Genomic DNA, 17,915 nt, shown 5'->3' with positions numbered 1-17,915 from the left:
TCGGCACACTAAATTCTTTATGCTTTTGTCCGTGTTGCTACTCCCTGTTAAAGAGTGTTGACACCAACAAATCAAATTGTGGTGCCCGGAGGCGGAATCGAACCACCGACACGAGGATTTTCAATCCTCTGCTCTACCGACTGAGCTATCCGGGCAACGGAGCGCTATTAAACGGATTTTCCGCATAACCGTCAACACCTTTTTTGAAAATAACTAAAAAAAACGTTCGTTAGTTGTTTTTTTATTCAAAAGTGAGGCTTACGTTTTACCTTGGTTAAAATCTTTCTTGAATTTTGTTACTTTCTCTAAGTATCGGCGCGACTCTTTATTGGGATGTTTCTTTGTTAGTGCCCAGTAAGCTTGACTCGGTTGCAATGAATTTAAGTCACGCATTGCTCGCTTTCTATCCTTACTGAAAGTATTGAGCACGCCACCAGTGCCGCCGTTGTATGCTGAGATCATACTGTACTCAAGCGTGGTTGGGTGTTTTACGTCTTTTAAATAACGATTTTTAAGGATGTAAAAGTATGCGGTGCCTGCATCAATGTTGTTTTCTGGATTGAATAAGTACTCAGGACTTGGTTCTCCAGGTTTCTTTTTAACGAGCTTAAAGACATCTCGGCCAGCGGTTTTAGGTACCACCTGCATAAGACCATAAGCATTTGCCCAGCTCACCGCGTAAGGATTGAAGCTGCTTTCTGTCTTGATGATTGCATAGATCAAGTCTTCAGGGATGTCATAGCGTTGAGATGCTCGTTGTACTATGTCGGCATACTTATAACTACGTTTGCTCGCATGATCTGCCACCATTGGGATTTCGACGTAGTATGCTTTTTTAAAGTCTACCTCTTTGGTTTTTAGGTTATTGGCGATCAGGTAATCTGCGAATTTGTTAGCACGCCATGTCCATTGGATGGGCTTTTTCTCTTGGTCTACGACTTGGTTGTAGAGGAAAGGTTGACCTTCTAGCTTTATGCTTTTGGACGAAAATAGATCGACATGAGCTGGATCATCGGGTGTCAGGAGCGTCGTCATGATCGCATTTTTGAGGTGCTTTTTAGGATCTGTTAAGGAGACGGTTTCTACCGTTATGATACCTTGACTGAAGTTAACTTCTGAACGGCTTAGATAATTGTCTATGTATTTCACATAGTTACTCTTACCTGCCATCTTTACTTCACTGCTGCCCCAGCGCTTTTGGATATTGCCTGAAAAGCTACTAATCAAAGCATCCAACGCCCCAGTATCTTTTTCAAATTGCCCTGGTAGTTCTGCCAAATTACTTACAAACCGGTTGGTTGGTTCGTAGTTAACATCATAAATGCTTTCGACAAATTCACGACTGCACCCTGTTAACAACATGGCTGTTAGGAAGTAACTTAGCTTTTTCATAGTTCCTCATACAAAAATGACATCGTGGCGTAAACCATGATGTCATTAAAATTTATTTAAATAAATGTCTTATTCGCTAGGCGGGGTATAGCCATCAATAACGACATCTTTACCTTCGAAAAGGAAGTTAACCATCTCAGTTTCAAGAAGTTTACGATGCTCAGGATCCATCATGTTCAGCTTCTTTTCATTGATAAGCATGGTTTGCTTACTTTGCCATTGTCCCCAAGCTTCTTTAGATACGTTGTCAAAGATACGCTTACCTAGGTCACCCGGGTAAAGTTGAAAATCTAGGCCTTCAGCATCTTTTTGAAGGCGAGCACAAAATACAGTGCGGCTCATAGTGGTTCCTCTTATCGCGTTCGTTGATTCAAACGTCGTTCAGTTCAAAGGGTAGGCTCTCAATAAGCTGCTTTACAGGAGCGGCTAGGCCAATTTCTTCCGGTTTTGATAAGTTATACCAGAGACCTTTAGTCCCTTCCATTATCAAATCTGGTTGTTTATCTAATTTTACTAATACAGGCGTGATATCTAAGTGGTAGTGGCTGAAAGTATGTCGAAACGCAATCATGGTCTTGATCGAATCGGTTTCATTGTCTTTGATCGAACGAAGGTCTAACTGATGTTCGATCTCTGCGTTTTCATTCTGAGGGAAACAGAATAGTCCTCCCCAGATACCAGATTGAGGGCGTTGTTCGAGCCATACTTGATTGTTGTGGTACAGAATCACAAACCATGTTTCTTTTATTGGCTTTTCTTTCTTAGGCTTCTTACCAGGGAAATCGAGCTGCTTATCGAGCTTCTTAGCTTCACACATGCTTTCAATCGGGCACAACGTACATTTGGGCTTGCTACGAGTACAAACCATCGCACCCATGTCCATCATGGCTTGATTGTACTTATCAACATCTTGATTGGGAGTGTGTGCTTCTGCGTGTTCCCAAAGCTGGTTCTCGACTTTCTTTTGCCCCGGCCAACCTTCTACTGCAAAGCTTCTCGCTAAGGTGCGTTTGACGTTGCCATCAAGAATCGCATGAGGGAGTTTATGCACAGAGGACAACACTGCAGCGGCAGTAGAGCGTCCAATACCCGGTAGCGCGTTCATTTCTTCGATAGAAAGCGGAAATTCACCACCATATTGCTCAGCAACGATCTTGGCTGCTTTATGCAAGTTACGAGCTCGCGCGTAATAGCCAAGCCCTGTCCATAAGTGCAGCACCTCATCTTGTTCGGCGTTCGCTAGGTCGATAACCGTAGGAAAGCGCTCCAAGAAGCGTTGGTAGTATGGAATCACCGTAGCAACCTGAGTCTGCTGAAGCATGATTTCAGATAGCCAAACGGTGTAGGCGGTTTTGTTTTGTTGCCAAGGTAATTCTTTACGCCCGTAGGCGTCATACCACTTTAATATGGCGGTTGCGAAAGGAGTCACGACATGCTCTATGCTTTGCTATTATTAGAAGCGAAATTGCACCACACTTAACGTTGGATGTAAAACAGACAAATTGTGTGGGAATTTATCCACGGAAAGACTTGCACCAGAGGCAATTCTTTGGATAATCCCCGCTTTGATTAATCAATGTGCAGGCAAAAATCAATGAGTGAAGTGACCACTAACGAATATACTGAAGACGGCAAACTGGTTCGTAAGATCCGTAGTTTTGTTCGCCGCGAAGGCCGCTTAACAAAAGGCCAAGAAAACGCGATGAACGAATGTTGGCCAACAATGGGTATCGACTACAACCCAGAACTTCTTAATTGGAAAGAAGTGTTTGGCAACGACAACCCTGTTGTACTAGAAATTGGCTTCGGTATGGGTGCATCACTGGTTGAAATGGCAAAGAATGCGCCTGAGAAAAACTTCTTAGGTATTGAAGTCCATAGCCCTGGTGTTGGTGCGTGTTTAGGTACAGCTCGCGATGCTGGCGTAACTAACCTGCGTGTAATGTGTCACGATGCAGTAGAAGTATTTGAACACATGATCCCAGACAGCAGCCTGAATACACTGCAACTGTTCTTCCCTGACCCATGGCATAAAGCTCGTCACCACAAACGTCGTATCGTTAAGGCTGAGTTTGCAGAGATGGTTCGCGGTAAGCTGCAACTTGATACTGGTATTTTCCACATGGCAACAGACTGGGAAAACTACGCAGAACATATGATTGAAGTGATGAACGTAGCTCCAGGTTTCGAGAATATCGCTGAAGATGGTGATTACATTCCTCGTCCAGACGAGCGTCCACTGACTAAGTTTGAAGCTCGTGGCCACCGTTTAGGTCATGGTGTTTGGGACATTAAGTTCAAGCGTACTAAGTAATTCTGAATCAAATTAAGTGAAGGTGAATCCGACTTAGGATTAACCCCTACACTTTATGGGATTGATAAAAGCCAACATTATTGTAGTGTTGGCTTTTTTGTCCTTAGGCTTTTATTGCGATAAAGGTTTAAGGACAGAAAGTAATGTCGTACCCCCTACAAAAATAACAATAAAGAAGTAAGCACATATGAAACCAACTCAAGCTATTTTGGCCGAGATTTTAGATGAAGTTCGCCCTTTAATTGGTCAGGGAAAGGTCGCTGATTATATTCCTGCATTGGCTCGTGTATCGAACCAGAAATTGGCGATTGCGGTATACACCAATGAAGGTGAAGTCATTCAAGCTGGCGATGCTGATGAAGCCTTTTCCGTGCAATCAATCTCTAAAGCTTTAAGCCTGACGTTGGCGATGGTGTTGTATAAGCCGGAAGAAATTTGGCAACGCGTTGGAAAGGAGCCTTCAGGACAAGCCTTTAACTCGATGATTCAGCTTGAGATGGAACACGGCATCCCTCGTAACCCGTTTATTAATGCTGGCGCGATTGTCGTTGCTGACTTATTACAAAGCCGTCTATCAGCACCAAGACACCGTTTATTAGAATTTGTCCGTCAGCTATCAGGTGATACACATATCGTGTATGACAAGGTTGTGGCGGCTTCTGAGATGATGCACAGCGATCGTAATGCTGCTATCGCTTACTTGATGCGTTCATTTGGTAATTTTGAGAACGATGTTATTCCCGTACTCAACAATTACTTTCATGCTTGTGCGCTTAAAATGACCTGTGTGGATTTGGCGAAGACCTTTAGCTATTTGGCAAACAAAGGTGTGTCTGTTCAGACCAAGAAAGAGATCATTACGCCTGTTCAAACTAAGCAGTTGAATGCTCTGCTTGCGACATGTGGTTTGTACGATGGGGCGGGAGAGTTTGCTTATCGTGTTGGTATGCCAGGAAAGTCTGGTGTCGGTGGCGGGATTATTGCGATTGTTCCTGGCGAAATGACGATCGCGGTGTGGTCTCCGGAACTAGACGCGTCGGGTAATTCACTGGCGGGAACTCAGGCTTTAGAATTGCTCTCTGAGCGTATTGGTCGCTCTATTTTCTAAGTTCTAAGTTCTAAGTTCTAAGTTCTAAGCTCGACAAAAAAAGCCTCTCGTGATGAGAGGCTTTTTGTACTCTAGCGTTCGAACTATTCGTCTTCTTCTGCCATAAAGGCTTCAAGCAAATCGTTTAAGAAGAGTTTTCCTTTTTCAGTGATCTGCCAATGGCTGTTGGTTTCATTCAAGTAGCCTAGCTCTTTTGCCCATTCAATAGTTTCTTGAATAGAGTCAAAACCAAGCCCCGTAGTATCAATGAAATCCTGCTTTGGACACGCTTCCATTAGCCTGAAGCGGTTCATGAAGAACTCAAAAGGGCGGTCCTCATTAGGGACTTCAAGTTCATCCGACAGATAGGGCTTCACCAGATTCTGATACGCGGCTAGGTAACCTCTAGGGTGTTTAACCTTAGTGGTGCGAACAATACGTCCATCTGCAAAACTCAGCTTGCCATGAGAGCCACAGCCAATACCTAGGTAGTCACCAAAGCGCCAGTAGTTGAGATTATGCTGACACTGATATCCCGGCTTGCTGTAGCCTGAAATTTCGTACTGTACATAACCTGCGTCTGCGAGCTTCTTATGGCCTAAGTCGAAAATATCCCAAAGGTCATCATCGTCAGGCAGCTTTGGCGTTTTGTAATAGAACATGGTGTTAGGTTCTATTGTTAGCTGATACCAAGATAAATGCGGAGGGTTAAGCTCGATCGCTCTGTCCAAATCAGCTAAGGCCTGATCAATGCTTTGATCGGGTAAGCCGTGCATTAGATCTAGGTTGAAGCTATTTAGTCCGATTTTATGTGCTAAATGAGCTGCGTTAACCGCTTCGTCTTGACCGTGAATACGCCCAAGCCTTTCCAGTTTCTCTTGTTCAAAACTTTGCACACCCACCGAGATTCGAGTTATGCCTGCTTTTTGGTAACCAGCAAAACGCTCAGCTTCGATAGTTCCCGGATTAGCTTCCATGGTGATTTCTATTTCAGGTTTGAACGGAATGCGTTGTTCAATGCCTTGCAGCAATCGACCTATTCCTTCTGGAGAAAATAGACTCGGCGTGCCGCCACCAATAAAGATCGAATGCAATGGGCGAGGTGCGCCATTGAGTTGGTATTTTTCGATATCGGTATCGAGATCCTCAAGCAGAGCATCGATGTACTCTTTTTCAGGAATCTCGGCTTTGAGAGCGTGAGAGTTAAAATCACAATACGGACACTTTTGTACACACCATGGAATGTGGACATAGAGGCTGAGTGCGGGTGGTATTAGCGCTGCATTGTGCATTACAGAGCTTGCTCCTTGAGAGTCTTGAATAATGACGCGAGGGCTTTACCACGGTGTGACAGTTGCTTCTTACGTGACGATTCAAGTTCTGCTGAGGCGCAGTTATCTTCTGGTACAAAGAATACAGGATCGTAGCCAAAGCCATTCTCACCGTGTTCTTCAGTCAGAATGCGACCTTCCCATTTACCGTGACATACTAATGGAGTCGGATCATTCTCGTGACGCATTAGCACCAATACACAGTGAAAACGAGCGGTACGCTTTTCAGTAGCCACACCGTGCATGGCATCTAACAGCTTTTCGATGTTCTGCTGATCAGTCGCCCTTTCACCTGAGTAACGCGCTGAGTAGATACCGGGTGCACCATTAAGGTAATCAACTTCTAAGCCAGAATCGTCAGCAATGGCTGGTAGCCCTGTCTCTTTCGCAGCGTGGCGAGCTTTGATGATGGCATTTTCAATGAAAGTTGTTCCCGTTTCAGCGACTTCTGAAACGTTAAACTCACTTTGCGCGACAACGTCGAAACCAAACTCAGACAGAATATCTGCCATCTCGCGAACTTTGCCTTGGTTGCCTGTTGCTAAAACAATCTTACTCATGGGGATGTGGCTCTAATAAGTTAATGACTAGAAAAGTGAGCTTTTAAGCTACTCTTCTATATAGAATTTTTGTGTGAAACGCAGTGGACCTGTGCCTTTCAAACCAGCGTTAACATCAATATTAAAAGTGATGTTCTCTTCGTGAGTGATAGGGAACTCTGCAAGGTAATAAATCGCATCGCCTTCCTTTATTTCACGGAAGTTAAGCGTGCGAGTGTTACCTACTAGGTTTCGTGCTGTTCCCGTAATTTTAGCCGTTGTTGCAGGCTTGCCTAGGGAAGCGTTGTCTAGCACGCTGATGTTTAGAATCGCTGAGTATCCGTTTCGTTTCAGCTTATATTGCTTAGCGACCTGAGCAGTTAAAAACGTGGAATTGAAAGCCGAGTAATGAACCTCGACATCCTTGATACTTTTAAACTGTCCTGCCGAGCTTGGTAGGGCAATTAGAGCGGTGAGTAGTGCTGTTATCCATAGACGCATAATGACTCCAATAAATAGCAAAAAGCCATCATAGGATGGCTTTGACTTCAGTTGGGATCTGACTTGGTGAGCATATTCGAACTTGCTTATGCCGACCGAGCTCTCCCTTTTCTATCTTAATTTGCCCTTTCGCGACCTTAAATTGTTTCGCAAGGTATTTCGCTAAGTGAGCATTTGCTTTGCCATCAACCGGTGGTGCAGTAATGGCAATTTTCAGTTCCTCTCCGTGCAAGCCGACAATCTTGTCTCGGCTTGCTTTGGGTTGGATATAGAGCCGAAGAAGAATATCGTCTTCTTCGGCCCAAACTGCTTTTGGCATCGTCAAAGTACCTGAGGTTCGTACTTGAATTATAGCTGATACCAAATAGGACCGATCATGTCGCCCATTAGGAAGTTCGCAAATTGCAGAACAATGAACAGAACCAGCACACTTAGGTCGAAGCCACCCATATCAGGAAGGATACGGCGAATTGGCGTTAGCATTGGTTCTGTTAACTGATGGAATACGTATTCGATTGGGCTACGGCCTTGGCTAACCCAACTCAGGATTGCACGGATCAGTAGAACCCAGAAAATTAACCCACCAGCCGCTTTGAGCAGAGATAGTGCGCCAAAGATCAGGAAGCTGATATCAAATACAGCCGCACCGCCAGAGATAATCAAGTTTAGAGCGACGAACTTAAGTACACACAGCACATAAGCGAAGACAACAGTCGCAAGATCAAGGCTGCCGATTGATGGAATTACTCGGCGTAGTGGTGCAACAACCGGTTGTGTCGCTTTTACGATAAATTGTGAGAATGGGTTGTAGAAATCTGCACGTGATGCTTGTAGCCAGATACGCAAGATCACAACCATGATGTAAAGATCAAAAACGGTCGAGATCAGAAAGCTCATCGAGTTCATATTGTTTCCTTTTTCGGATTTACTTGCCGTTTAGGCATAGCCTGAACGACACAATGCTTTTTTACTGTAATTAGTATTAAAACAGTTTTTCCATCTCTTCAGCTCGAGCAACCGCCGCTTGCATGGCTTTTGCTACGATACCTGAAAGTTGATGGTCGTTAAACGTGCGCAGTGCTTCTGCGGTCGTCCCGCCTTTTGAAGTCACTTGTTCACGCAGTGTAGATAATTCTGTGTCTGGATTTGCAACCACCATCTCTGCCGCGCCTAATGCCGACTGCTGCACTAATTTACGAGCGGTTTCTTGGTCGAAGCCTTGGTTGATTGCTTCGGCTTGCATCGCTTCCATAAATAGGAAGAAGTAAGCCGGAGCACTGCCCGCCGCCGCAATGATGTTATTAATCCCAGATTCTTGCTCAACCCAGCTAACTTCACCTACAGCTTGCATCAGCTGAGAAGCAAAGTCTTTATCATTTTGGCTGACCGTTGAATCGGCATAAAGACCGCTCATCCCTTTACCAAGCAGCGATGGCGTGTTTGGCATCACACGAACAAGGTTCAGCTGGCAGTTTAACATCTCATTGAGTCGATTCGCATTAATACCCGCTGCAATTGAGATAACCAGTTTGTTGCTGAAATCGATACCTTGTAAGGGTTTACATACATCAGCCATCATTTGTGGCTTCACCGATAGCACAATAACGTCTGCTTGCTCTGCTGCGGCAATATTATCGCTGGTGGTATTGATGCTGTACTCTTGCTCTAGCGGCAGCCTTCTGGTGTCTGAAGGTGCTGTAGCAGTAATCTTTTGCGCTGGGTAACCACTCGCGACTAAGCCCGCTACAATTGAGCGAACCATGTTTCCCGCCCCAATAAAGGCGATGTTCTTATGTTCCATATATAAAATCCTGAGCGTGTCGCTGCGCGGTTCAAGCGAAGCTGTATCAATACTTGTACTTGGTTACTTACTACGGTTATTCGCGTAATCACGAGCACCAAAGATGGCCGTTCCAATACGAACCATTGTGCTACCAGCCTCAACTGCTGCATCCATATCACCACTCATACCCATTGAAAGGGTATCGATGTCTGGATACTTCGCTGCGAGCTTTTGTTGAAGCTCTGCCAGTTGAGAAAATGCCTTAAGCTGAGATTGATAGTCAGATACGTTTGCAGGAATCGACATCAACCCTCTTAAAGTGAGGTTAGGGAGCGACGAAATCAACTCTGCGAGCGCAAAAACTGTTTCTTCTGACGTTCCTGCTTTTGAATCTTCACCACTGGTGTTCACTTGAATGAGCACTTGTAGAGGTGGAAGCTCGTTTGGTCGCTGATCATGAAGCCTTTGTGCGATCTTATCGCGATCAACGGAATGCACCCATTGGAAGCTTTCCGCAATAGGGCGAGTTTTATTAGATTGGATTGGGCCAATAAAATGCCATTCTAAATTTAGGTTAGAATGTTGTTCTGAAAAGTGTTTTACTTTATCGACACCTTCTTGAACATAGTTTTCACCAAAGGCAACTTGACCTCCGAGTGCGGCTTCTAGAATCGCATCAATAGGTTTAGTTTTACTGACGGCTAAAAGTTGCACGGAGTCTGGAGCTCGTCCGCACTTTTGTTCAGCACTACGAATCTGTGAGGTGATTTGTTCGATATTTTGTTGAATACTACTCATAGCTGACTTTACTTAAGGGAAAATAAATGGATATCACTGAGTTACTAGATTTTAGTGTAAAGCATAACGCGTCAGATCTACATCTTTCTGCGGGTGTATCTCCAATGGTACGTATAGATGGTGAAGTAAGGAAGCTTGGAATCCCAGCTTTGAGTCATGCTGATGTGCATCGTTTAGTTTTTGAGATCATGGACGACTCACAGCGCGGTGAGTTTGAGGAAAAATTGGAAGTCGACTTCTCTTTTGAATTACCCAATGTTGGCCGATTCCGTGTTAATGCTTTTAACCAAGCCCGTGGGTGCGCAGCGGTCTTTCGAACCATCCCTGTAGAAATCCCAACGTTAGAGCAGTTGGGCGCACCTGATATTTTTGAAAAAATTGCCAATTATGAAAAAGGCTTAGTGCTGGTGACTGGCCCTACGGGGTCTGGTAAATCGACAACTTTGGCGGCGATGGTTGATTATGTAAACCGTAATCACAACAAACACATTTTGACCATTGAAGACCCAATTGAATTCGTTCACACCAATAATAAATGTCTGGTTAACCAGCGTGAAGTTCATCGTGATACGCACAGCTTTAAAGCGGCGCTACGCAGTGCGTTACGTGAAGACCCGGACGTAATTCTTGTAGGTGAGCTTCGTGACCAAGAGACGATCAGCTTAGCGTTAACGGCCGCAGAAACTGGTCACCTAGTTTTTGGTACTTTACATACTAGCTCTGCAGCAAAAACCGTAGACCGTATTATCGATGTATTCCCGGGTAGCGACAAAGATATGGTTCGTTCGATGCTGTCTGAATCGTTACGTTCGGTGATTGCCCAGAAACTATTAAAGCGTGTCGGTGGTGGTCGTGTCGCTTGTCATGAAATCATGATGGCGACACCTGCAATCAGAAACTTGATTCGTGAAGATAAAGTCGCGCAGATGTACTCGATTATTCAAACGGGCGCAGCGCACGGCATGCAGACCATGGAGCAAAACGCGAAACAACTGATGGCACAAGGCTTGGTTGACTCGGAAGAGGTCGAGAAAAAGATCGAAATTGAAACCTCAATGTTTTAATCAAGGTGGACATTATGGAATTGAATCAAATCCTTGAAGGGATGCTCTCTCAAAAGGCGTCGGATCTTTACATCACAGTCGATGCGCCAATCCTTTTTCGTGTGGATGGTGAATTACGCCCCCAAGGAGAGAAGCTGAATGCGGCTCAGGTTGCTCAATTACTTGATGTGATGATGGATCAAGATCGACGAGATGAATACAAGCAAACGCGTGAGGCTAATTTTGCTATCGTGCGTAATTTTGGTCGTTTTCGTGTCAGTGCGTTCTTTCAGCGAGAGCTGCCAGGAGCGGTAATTCGTCGCATCGAGACTAACATCCCAACCTTTGAGCAATTAAAGCTTCCTGACGTACTACAAGACCTTTCAATCGCTAAGCGCGGGCTTGTGCTGGTGGTTGGTGCGACTGGCTCTGGTAAATCGACCTCGATGGCTGCGATGACAGGCTATCGCAATACCAATCGTTCAGGTCATATCTTGACGGTTGAAGACCCGATTGAATTCGTACACGAACATAAAAAGTGCATCGTGACTCAACGAGAGGTTGGACTCGACACCGAAAGCTATGAAGTCGCGCTTAAAAACTCGTTACGCCAAGCCCCTGATATGATTTTGATTGGCGAAATCCGTAGTCGTGAAACCATGGAATATGCGATGACCTTTGCTGAAACGGGTCACTTGTGTATGGCAACCCTGCATGCCAATAACGCTAACCAAGCGCTAGAGCGTATTCTTCACTTGGTGCCGAAAGAGCAGAAAGAGCAGTTCTTGTTTGATCTGTCGATGAATCTGCGTGGTGTGGTCGCTCAGCAGTTAATACGCGATAAAAATGGCAATGGTCGTCATGGTGTCTTCGAAATTCTGCTAAATAGCCCTCGTATATCTGACTTGATTCGTCGTGGTGAGTTGCATGAGTTAAAAGCGACCATGGCCAAATCGAAAGAGATTGGTATGCAGACTTTTGACCAAGCTTTGTATGATTTAGTAGTTGCGGACAAGATTAGCGAGGATGATGCATTCCATAGTGCAGATTCTGCCAATGACTTGCGTTTAATGCTTAAGACCAAACGTGGCGATGATGACTACGGAACTGGTGCGTTGGCTGGCGTTAAGATTGATATGGGCTAAGTCACGGCTTTGTTGATAAACACAAAACCCGCTTCTGTGGCGGGTTTTATTCGTTTATAGCTTAATGCATGTTAGATGAGTGCATGTTGGAGCGATGGTTATCATATGAGTAACCGCGCTCCTTTTCTAATTTGATTTTTGACGGGTACTGTTGACCGTCGTAACCCGCGGAACCGCTTCCCATTGAGCTGCATGCCGTTATAGATAACGCTATGAATATTGCTAGAAAAATTTTCATATGAACTCCCAAGTTCTTTTCCTTTATCGCTCCTTCATTACGCAGTTAAAATGGCAAGGGATCATAAGCTTGCTCGAGTTTGTTAAATAAATAACTTAGCTATATTGTGCTTCAAACCAGCTCTCTAGAATTACAACGGCTGATTGATTATCGACGTTACCTTTACTTAGCGCTTTATAGCCGCCCATTTCAAAAAGGTCGGCCCTTGCTTCTGTCGTAGAAAGTCTTTCATCATGCAGTTCAACATCCACACCAAAGCGTCCTTTAAGACGGTTAGCGAATTTCTTCGCTCTGGGTGTAATAGCTGCTAGATCTTTACCATGAAGGTCGGTCGGAAGGCCAACCACGATAAGATTTGGCTGCCATTCCTTAATTTGCTTCTCGATATCGTCCCAGTTAGGGATGCCATCTTTGGCTTTAAAAGCTTTTAGAGGGCTTGCGGTGCCCGTGATTTCTTGTCCTATCGCACTGCCGATACTTTTTGTACCGTAGTCAAATGCCATAATTGTTCGTGACATGGGGTTTCCAAATTTATCTGTGTTGAGAGTGTTTATTTATTTTATGGAGCTAATTTGAGCTAGGCGTGTCCTGCGTCTGCTGAAAGCTGAGCCGCGTTAATACCTAACATTTGCACGGCAACTTTCCAGCGATCCGAAATTGGCGTGTCGAAGATAACCTTTGGATCGGCCTCAACGGTTAGCCATGAGTTTTCAGTCAGCTCGATTTCCAGTTGTCCTGGTTCCCATCCTGCATAACCAAGCGCGACCAGATAATGCATAGGTTCATCTTCTGTACCTAAGACCATCAGAATATCTTTCGAGGTTGTTACTGAGATTTGATCCGTCATGTTGATGCTGGATTGATAACTGCCTTTGGGTTTATGCAAAATAAACCCACGATCTTCTGCAACTGGCCCACCATTAAGTACTGGCTTATCAAGGCTTGCTTGGTTGGATTTCGGCTGTTCAGAGTCAACCTCAACTTGCTTGAGCATGCTGCCGACAGTGACATCGATAGGAGCGTTGATCATCAAACCCATCGCACCTTCGTCATTGTGCTCACAAAGATAGATCACCGAATTTTGAAAGTATGGGTCTTTCATTCCGGGCATAGCGACCAGAAAGTGGTTCGTTAAATTCATAGAGCCTCCTGCCAGTGTGTTCCCAGTAAAGGAAAAAGAGCGGCGTAAAGCCGCTCATTGTTCTTTGCCTAGATATTTTTGTGTTTTCGAATAGCTAAGACTTTCTTAAGTTTAGGCTATTTAGCGTTAACGCGACGCTCGATTGCATCCATTAATTTACCCGTAACAGAAATATCAAAAGCAGCTTCAATTTCACGGATACAAGTTGGGCTCGTTACGTTAATCTCAGTTAGCTTGTCACCGATAACATCAAGTCCTACAAAGATTAAGCCTTTCTCTTTTAATGCCGGTGCAACTGCTCTTGCGATAGCCCAGTCTGTTTCACTCAGCGGGCGAGCTTCACCTGTACCACCAGCAGCAAGGTTACCTCGAGTCTCCCCTTTAGCAGGAATACGCGCTAGGCAGTAAGGCATTGGTTCACCATCAACCACAAGAATACGCTTGTCACCATTGCTGATGTCTGGAACAAAGGTTTGTGCCATTGCGTAGTTTTGACCATGGTTAGTCAATGTCTCAATGATCACTGATACGTTTGGATCGCCTTCTTTCACTCGGAATATAGACGCGCCGCCCATGCCATCAAGTGGTTTTAGGATCACGTCACCGTGCTCTTCTCGGAACGCTCTAATCTTTTCAGCTTTACGAGTCACGATGGTGGTTGGTGTCAGTTCAGGGAACCATGCCGTGAACAACTTCTCGTTACAGTCACGTAAGCTTTGTGGCTTGTTTACGATCAGTGCGCCGTTCTCTTCAGCACGCTCAAGAATGTAAGTCGCGTAGATGTACTCAGTATCAAACGGAGGATCTTTACGCATCAGAACCGCATCTAAATCGGATAACGCGATAGTCTGTTCTGATTTGAACTTGTACCAACCGTTTGGATCTTCTTTTAGTTCAACAACCTTAGTGTCAGCAATGGCTACGCCTTGATCTAAATGTAGATCATCCATTTCCATGTAGTGGATTTCGTAACCACGACGCTGAGCTTCAAGCATCATGGCAAAGCTAGAGTCTTTTTTGATGTTAATGGATGAAATTGGGTCCATTACGATGCCAAGTTTGATCATTTCTTTCTCCTAGCCTAGATCGCCAAAACGAACTTGTAAGGCGGTAATTGCGGTTAGAGCAGCAGTTTCGGTACGAAGTACACGTGGGCCGAGTAGCGTCTCTTCAAATTTGTATTGTTCTGTCATACCGATTTCTTCAGCGGACAGTCCGCCCTCAGGACCGATCAATAGGCGTACCTTACTGATGGGGTCTGGAAGGGTATTAATTGAGTATTTTGCACGAGGATGCAGGTTTAGCTTCAGCGCTTCACTCGGTTCGCGGCACCACTCTTCAAGCTGCATGATTGGGCGGATAACCGGAACCGTATTGCGGCCAGACTGTTCACATGCTGCGATAGCAATCTTTTGCCACTGCGCGAGTTTTTTCTCGAAGCGTTTAGTATCTAGCTTAACGCCACAGCGCTCTGAAATCAGAGGGGTAATGGTGTTTACACCAAGCTCAACCGATTTTTGAATCGTGAACTCCATTTTGTCGCCACGTGAAATCACTTGGCCTAAATGTAAGTCTAACGGAGATTCGCTGCTGCGCTCGATACGCTCAGTAACATTAACTGTGACGTTCTTTTTTGATACTTCAGCAATTGTCGCAGGGAATTCAGCGCCACTGCCATCAAACAGAAGAACGTCTTGGCCTTCTTTCATACGAAGGACTCGACCAACATGACCCGCGGCATCTTCGCCTAAAGCGAGTGAACCTAACTGATGAATGCGTTCTGGGTGATGGATACGAGGGATTCTCATGCTGGTAAACCTATAAATAGTGTCATTTGGGTATTTTGTCTCTGCCTAACATGGATGCTTTTAGTTGAAAAAACAAGGGTAGCGCAAGAGTTTCAGGGGCAATTCTGAAACTCTTGTTTGAGATGGAGGCAATTGGAGGTGTTGGTTGCCTGAGTCGTGTTATTTACAAGCAGGGAAAACAAATGGGTTGTGATTACCTTGGATCGCATGGATTCGTTCATCACGAGTACATTCCCACTTATCGACAGGGAATTGCTTGTTCCACGCCATCATCAGGTTAGTCTGTTGCTTAGAGAGCTTGAAGCCATACTCTTGGCTCATGTAAAGATAAGTACGCGCGATAGAGCCTTTTGCTCGGTCTGGCGGCATCACTTTGCGCTGCTTGAAGTTGACCTGCATTTCACATTGACCATAGCTAACGCCATCCATTCCATTCCACTGACTGAAATTGTAATTAGAGCGATCACCGTTAACCTCGCCAATGGCCGGAGTCAGATTATGAAGATCGGCTTCCATGGATTTGAATACTTTGTCGTTGCGAGTGCAGTTCTTACGTCCGCCATCCTGCCAGCACTGACGCTGGTGGCCGAATTGCCAAGCTGGAACCACGTGTTCCCACTCAATACGGGAAGCGCGCTTTTGCTGTTTTCTCACTTGATAACCACAGCCGTCGAGGTCGGGGATACCTTTCTTTTTGTCTTTCCAAGTGATGTCACAACCACAATAAAATGAAGTCGGGTGATCGAGATAAATCTTCACCGCTTCTTTTTTAGCTTTGGAGAACGAACTTGGTGGAGCGGCGAAAACGCTTTGGGTTACCAGTAGGCCAAATACTATTGATAGGTAAAAGGACATTGATAGGCCAAATACTTTTGGAGTGTTTTTTTGCATAGAGAAAGACTGATGAAAGTATGATAAACAACAGTCTAGCACTCAAATGTTAGTTCTCTCTATTACATTTATTCGCGTTACTTTGTGAGCTTAAGACTTAGCTCAATTGAAGGCCGGTAAAAGCTAAGGTTTGTTGGCATTGTTGGCAACGATACGTTGATTGGTTGCGGATGACTTTGTTGTGTCGTCTTATCGACAGGGGATAAGTGGTGCAATCACAGCGATACTCAAAAGTTTTGCCCTGCACTGAGGTGATTTCCAAGCTGTGTGTGGTTCTGGCCGGTACATTGAATACCTTTTCCATCACGTATTTCCACTCATTGCCGTGAGGCCTAACTCGTCCGAAGACCTGATATGTGATCAGATGTGCGAGTTCATGAGGTACGACTTCGCTAATAAAGGCGTCTTCATTTTCGCTGAATAGCACTTGGTTGAGTTTTATCTCGTTTAACTGGAGGTAGGCTTTTCCCGCTGCCTTTCCTCTTAACTTGTAAGTGACGGTTGGGCATGGAAATTCACGAGAAAAATGTTGATTAGCAATAGCTAGGCATTCGCCCAGTTTTTTATTTACTCGATGTTGTTGCGGGGTGTAAGACAAGCGTTGTTAACTCCCAAAAAAAGCCTCAGCGTTTAAGCTAAGGCCTCATCATAACATTGCTCATCGATCGTGAAACGATTTAAACATGATGTTTCTTTTTGATGACTTCGTGGTAAGCATGCCAGGTTCCGTAACCAAGTAATGGCATCGTTACAATCATACCCACACCGTAGGTCGCGAAGCCGACTAAGATACCAGTACCAATGATACCCGCCCAAACGACCATCGCAGGGATGTTTGATTTAACAGCGTTGAAGCTAGTAAAAATCGCACTCATTACATCTACACGTCTTTCCATCATTAGTGGAATTGAAAATGCTGAGATACTAAATATCAGGCTAGCGATAACAAAACCAATCACAGACCCTGTAATTAAGAAGGGAGCAAATTCGGTCAATGGTGCCCCTTGTACTGAAGGGTAAAGTGCGTGCAATAATGCAGCGATACGCATCCAGAATATCATCGCAACCATTAATACAATCGCAAACGCCCATTGGTGGGTTGAGTTGCGTGTGATGGCTTTCATCGAGTGAAGTAGGCTAGCGTTGTGCCCCTTTTCTCTTTCCCAGGCTGCGTCATATAAGCCTAGGGCAAGAAACGGCCCTATTAGCATGTACACAATCAAGCTTGGCATAACGACTAAATGTGTTCCTTGCCATTGGACAAGTTGAACAATGGCGATGGCCGCACCCATAAAGCACAAACCGTAAAATGCGCTGATTAATGGCATTCTCACTAAGTCGTGCAGAGCAAGCGACAACCAATGAAAGGGCGCTGAAATGCTCACCTGATTAGATGGTATTGTACGAGCGTATTCTGAGTCTTTGATTTCTTTTTGTTTATCGTCGAAGTCTTGTGTATTCAATGTACGAGGCATAGATCCTCCTTGATCGGTTTTCTACCTGCGCTGCAGTTAAATTGCAGCGAACGAAACTCGATGCCCGACTTGGCGACGTCTTTGATGTAAGCGCGCATCAGCTAAATAGTTCACGAAACAAAGTCTGATCTTGATTTGTTCGTTAACATTATTTTAACTATTGACCGTGAAGCGGCAAATATCAACTTTTGACAGGCTGTTATTAGGGCGTGTTGACCTTTTGTGGTTAAATTTTGTTCGGATGGGGACGCCTAGTCAAAAGCGTTTTAATCGCGGCGAGGGGGGAAGTAGCCTAGTCATTCTAAGCAAATCTCCCTCAACAAAGAGTAAAACGCTTTTTGCGGGGGCGCCCAGCTCGAACCCTTCGGGCAGCGTTTGCTGGTCATTTCTACTACGTTATCGGCTTCTCATGTAGGCTAGCTACACATC

Annotated in this window: 21 protein-coding genes and 1 tRNA gene; 4 read left to right on the top strand and 18 right to left on the bottom strand. The window is 44.9% G+C overall.

Features of this window, described 5'->3' with window-relative positions; genetic code table 11:
- Nucleotides 1-79 precede the first annotated feature (79 nt).
- The 4 genes from AB4589_RS09825 to mutY all read right to left on the bottom strand — a co-directional run bounded on the left by AB4589_RS09825 (nucleotide 80) and on the right by mutY (nucleotide 2,821).
- Nucleotides 80-155, bottom strand: a tRNA-Phe gene (locus tag AB4589_RS09825).
- Nucleotides 156-258: 103 nt separating this feature from the next.
- The gene (gene mltC / locus AB4589_RS09820; protein WP_017103679.1) at nucleotides 259-1,392 is read right to left on the bottom strand and encodes a membrane-bound lytic murein transglycosylase MltC; all 1,134 of its coding nucleotides are present in this window, start codon (nucleotides 1,390-1,392) and stop codon (nucleotides 259-261) included.
- 69 nt (nucleotides 1,393-1,461) lie between these two features.
- Nucleotides 1,462-1,734, bottom strand: coding sequence for an oxidative damage protection protein (locus AB4589_RS09815; protein WP_010435637.1), 273 nt, complete (start codon nucleotides 1,732-1,734; stop codon nucleotides 1,462-1,464).
- Between the two features lie 28 nt (nucleotides 1,735-1,762).
- On the bottom strand, nucleotides 1,763-2,821 hold the full coding sequence (mutY, locus tag AB4589_RS09810) for an A/G-specific adenine glycosylase (protein ID WP_269337069.1): 1,059 nt from the start codon (nucleotides 2,819-2,821) through the stop codon (nucleotides 1,763-1,765).
- A 165-nt stretch (nucleotides 2,822-2,986) separates the two neighbouring features.
- Between mutY and trmB the strand changes: the two genes are divergently transcribed.
- Complete coding sequence (gene trmB, locus AB4589_RS09805; RefSeq protein ID WP_269337068.1) at nucleotides 2,987-3,706, top strand: tRNA (guanosine(46)-N7)-methyltransferase TrmB; 720 nt, start codon at nucleotides 2,987-2,989, stop codon at nucleotides 3,704-3,706.
- A gap of 187 nt (nucleotides 3,707-3,893) precedes the next feature.
- On the top strand, nucleotides 3,894-4,814 hold the full coding sequence (gene glsB / locus AB4589_RS09800; protein WP_009847707.1) for a glutaminase B: 921 nt from the start codon (nucleotides 3,894-3,896) through the stop codon (nucleotides 4,812-4,814).
- An 83-nt stretch (nucleotides 4,815-4,897) separates the two neighbouring features.
- Here glsB and hemW read toward each other — a convergent pair whose 3' ends face one another.
- From hemW to AB4589_RS09765, 7 genes are all read right to left on the bottom strand, one after another.
- On the bottom strand, nucleotides 4,898-6,085 hold the full coding sequence (gene hemW / locus AB4589_RS09795; protein WP_017097517.1) for a radical SAM family heme chaperone HemW: 1,188 nt from the start codon (nucleotides 6,083-6,085) through the stop codon (nucleotides 4,898-4,900).
- Nucleotides 6,085-6,684 (bottom strand): XTP/dITP diphosphatase, encoded by a 600-nt coding sequence (locus AB4589_RS09790; protein ID WP_102462540.1) that lies wholly within the window; start codon nucleotides 6,682-6,684, stop codon nucleotides 6,085-6,087. The genes hemW and AB4589_RS09790 overlap by 1 nt, the downstream gene beginning before the upstream one ends.
- Before the next feature lie 48 nt (nucleotides 6,685-6,732).
- On the bottom strand, nucleotides 6,733-7,164 hold the full coding sequence (locus AB4589_RS09785; RefSeq protein WP_004735472.1) for a DUF4426 domain-containing protein: 432 nt from the start codon (nucleotides 7,162-7,164) through the stop codon (nucleotides 6,733-6,735).
- A gap of 28 nt (nucleotides 7,165-7,192) precedes the next feature.
- Entirely contained in the window at nucleotides 7,193-7,483 is a 291-nt protein-coding gene (gene yggU, locus AB4589_RS09780; RefSeq protein ID WP_009847703.1) for a DUF167 family protein YggU, read from the bottom strand.
- Nucleotides 7,484-7,512: 29 nt separating this feature from the next.
- Nucleotides 7,513-8,070: a YggT family protein gene (locus AB4589_RS09775; protein WP_004735475.1), complete on the bottom strand. Its 558-nt coding sequence runs from the start codon at nucleotides 8,068-8,070 to the stop codon at nucleotides 7,513-7,515.
- A 76-nt stretch (nucleotides 8,071-8,146) separates the two neighbouring features.
- On the bottom strand, nucleotides 8,147-8,965 hold the full coding sequence (gene proC / locus AB4589_RS09770; protein ID WP_372100294.1) for a pyrroline-5-carboxylate reductase: 819 nt from the start codon (nucleotides 8,963-8,965) through the stop codon (nucleotides 8,147-8,149).
- A 63-nt stretch (nucleotides 8,966-9,028) separates the two neighbouring features.
- On the bottom strand, nucleotides 9,029-9,745 hold the full coding sequence (locus AB4589_RS09765; RefSeq protein WP_372100292.1) for a YggS family pyridoxal phosphate-dependent enzyme: 717 nt from the start codon (nucleotides 9,743-9,745) through the stop codon (nucleotides 9,029-9,031).
- Nucleotides 9,746-9,771: 26 nt separating this feature from the next.
- On the opposite strand from AB4589_RS09765, the gene AB4589_RS09760 reads away from it, so the two are divergent.
- Nucleotides 9,772-10,809 carry a type IV pilus twitching motility protein PilT gene (locus tag AB4589_RS09760; protein ID WP_012604833.1) on the top strand — a complete coding sequence of 346 codons (1,038 nt, stop codon included), beginning with the start codon at nucleotides 9,772-9,774 and terminating at the stop codon, nucleotides 10,807-10,809.
- Between the two features lie 14 nt (nucleotides 10,810-10,823).
- On the top strand, nucleotides 10,824-11,933 hold the full coding sequence (locus AB4589_RS09755) for a PilT/PilU family type 4a pilus ATPase (protein WP_372100290.1): 1,110 nt from the start codon (nucleotides 10,824-10,826) through the stop codon (nucleotides 11,931-11,933).
- Nucleotides 11,934-12,266: 333 nt separating this feature from the next.
- Here the strand turns inward: AB4589_RS09755 and ruvX are convergent, their stop codons facing one another.
- From ruvX to AB4589_RS09720, 7 genes are all read right to left on the bottom strand, one after another.
- Nucleotides 12,267-12,689 (bottom strand): Holliday junction resolvase RuvX, encoded by a 423-nt coding sequence (gene ruvX, locus AB4589_RS09750; protein WP_004735480.1) that lies wholly within the window; start codon nucleotides 12,687-12,689, stop codon nucleotides 12,267-12,269.
- Nucleotides 12,690-12,748: 59 nt separating this feature from the next.
- Nucleotides 12,749-13,312 (bottom strand): YqgE/AlgH family protein, encoded by a 564-nt coding sequence (locus AB4589_RS09745; protein WP_065679492.1) that lies wholly within the window; start codon nucleotides 13,310-13,312, stop codon nucleotides 12,749-12,751.
- 116 nt (nucleotides 13,313-13,428) lie between these two features.
- A complete protein-coding gene (gshB, locus tag AB4589_RS09740; RefSeq protein WP_372100288.1) occupies nucleotides 13,429-14,379 on the bottom strand; it encodes a glutathione synthase in 951 nt (316 codons plus the stop codon).
- 9 nt (nucleotides 14,380-14,388) lie between these two features.
- Complete coding sequence (rsmE, locus tag AB4589_RS09735; RefSeq protein WP_372100286.1) at nucleotides 14,389-15,120, bottom strand: 16S rRNA (uracil(1498)-N(3))-methyltransferase; 732 nt, start codon at nucleotides 15,118-15,120, stop codon at nucleotides 14,389-14,391.
- Between the two features lie 159 nt (nucleotides 15,121-15,279).
- Nucleotides 15,280-16,011, bottom strand: coding sequence for an endonuclease (locus AB4589_RS09730; protein ID WP_372100284.1), 732 nt, complete (start codon nucleotides 16,009-16,011; stop codon nucleotides 15,280-15,282).
- A gap of 97 nt (nucleotides 16,012-16,108) precedes the next feature.
- The gene (locus AB4589_RS09725) at nucleotides 16,109-16,609 is read right to left on the bottom strand and encodes a SprT family zinc-dependent metalloprotease (RefSeq protein ID WP_017103292.1); all 501 of its coding nucleotides are present in this window, start codon (nucleotides 16,607-16,609) and stop codon (nucleotides 16,109-16,111) included.
- Nucleotides 16,610-16,688: 79 nt separating this feature from the next.
- Nucleotides 16,689-17,486 (bottom strand): DUF2189 domain-containing protein, encoded by a 798-nt coding sequence (locus AB4589_RS09720; protein ID WP_102249702.1) that lies wholly within the window; start codon nucleotides 17,484-17,486, stop codon nucleotides 16,689-16,691.
- Nucleotides 17,487-17,915 lie beyond the last annotated feature (429 nt).

Origin of the sequence: Vibrio sp. 10N.222.49.A3, assembly GCF_041475145.1 — a bacterium.
Lineage (GTDB): Bacteria > Pseudomonadota > Gammaproteobacteria > Enterobacterales > Vibrionaceae > Vibrio > Vibrio tasmaniensis_A.
The sequence above is the reverse complement of the archived record's forward strand: the minus strand, read 5'-3'. Positions and strand labels throughout refer to the sequence as shown.

Coding starts and splice junctions, on each gene's coding strand:
- AB4589_RS09745 (WP_065679492.1), bottom strand. CDS start 13,312: ATGAATTTAACGAACCACTTTCTGGTCGCTATGCCCGGAATGAAAGAC.
- AB4589_RS09765 (WP_372100292.1), bottom strand. CDS start 9,745: ATGAGTAGTATTCAACAAAATATCGAACAAATCACCTCACAGATTCGT.
- hemW (WP_017097517.1), bottom strand. CDS start 6,085: ATGCACAATGCAGCGCTAATACCACCCGCACTCAGCCTCTATGTCCAC.
- AB4589_RS09785 (WP_004735472.1), bottom strand. CDS start 7,164: ATGCGTCTATGGATAACAGCACTACTCACCGCTCTAATTGCCCTACCA.
- ruvX (WP_004735480.1), bottom strand. CDS start 12,689: ATGTCACGAACAATTATGGCATTTGACTACGGTACAAAAAGTATCGGC.
- AB4589_RS09720 (WP_102249702.1), bottom strand. CDS start 17,486: ATGCCTCGTACATTGAATACACAAGACTTCGACGATAAACAAAAAGAA.
- AB4589_RS09775 (WP_004735475.1), bottom strand. CDS start 8,070: ATGAACTCGATGAGCTTTCTGATCTCGACCGTTTTTGATCTTTACATC.
- AB4589_RS09760 (WP_012604833.1), top strand. CDS start 9,772: ATGGATATCACTGAGTTACTAGATTTTAGTGTAAAGCATAACGCGTCA.
- AB4589_RS09815 (WP_010435637.1), bottom strand. CDS start 1,734: ATGAGCCGCACTGTATTTTGTGCTCGCCTTCAAAAAGATGCTGAAGGC.
- gshB (WP_372100288.1), bottom strand. CDS start 14,379: ATGATCAAACTTGGCATCGTAATGGACCCAATTTCATCCATTAACATC.
- trmB (WP_269337068.1), top strand. CDS start 2,987: ATGAGTGAAGTGACCACTAACGAATATACTGAAGACGGCAAACTGGTT.
- rsmE (WP_372100286.1), bottom strand. CDS start 15,120: ATGAGAATCCCTCGTATCCATCACCCAGAACGCATTCATCAGTTAGGT.
- yggU (WP_009847703.1), bottom strand. CDS start 7,483: ATGCCAAAAGCAGTTTGGGCCGAAGAAGACGATATTCTTCTTCGGCTC.
- AB4589_RS09755 (WP_372100290.1), top strand. CDS start 10,824: ATGGAATTGAATCAAATCCTTGAAGGGATGCTCTCTCAAAAGGCGTCG.
- AB4589_RS09790 (WP_102462540.1), bottom strand. CDS start 6,684: ATGAGTAAGATTGTTTTAGCAACAGGCAACCAAGGCAAAGTTCGCGAG.
- mltC (WP_017103679.1), bottom strand. CDS start 1,392: ATGAAAAAGCTAAGTTACTTCCTAACAGCCATGTTGTTAACAGGGTGC.
- AB4589_RS09730 (WP_372100284.1), bottom strand. CDS start 16,011: ATGCAAAAAAACACTCCAAAAGTATTTGGCCTATCAATGTCCTTTTAC.
- proC (WP_372100294.1), bottom strand. CDS start 8,965: ATGGAACATAAGAACATCGCCTTTATTGGGGCGGGAAACATGGTTCGC.
- glsB (WP_009847707.1), top strand. CDS start 3,894: ATGAAACCAACTCAAGCTATTTTGGCCGAGATTTTAGATGAAGTTCGC.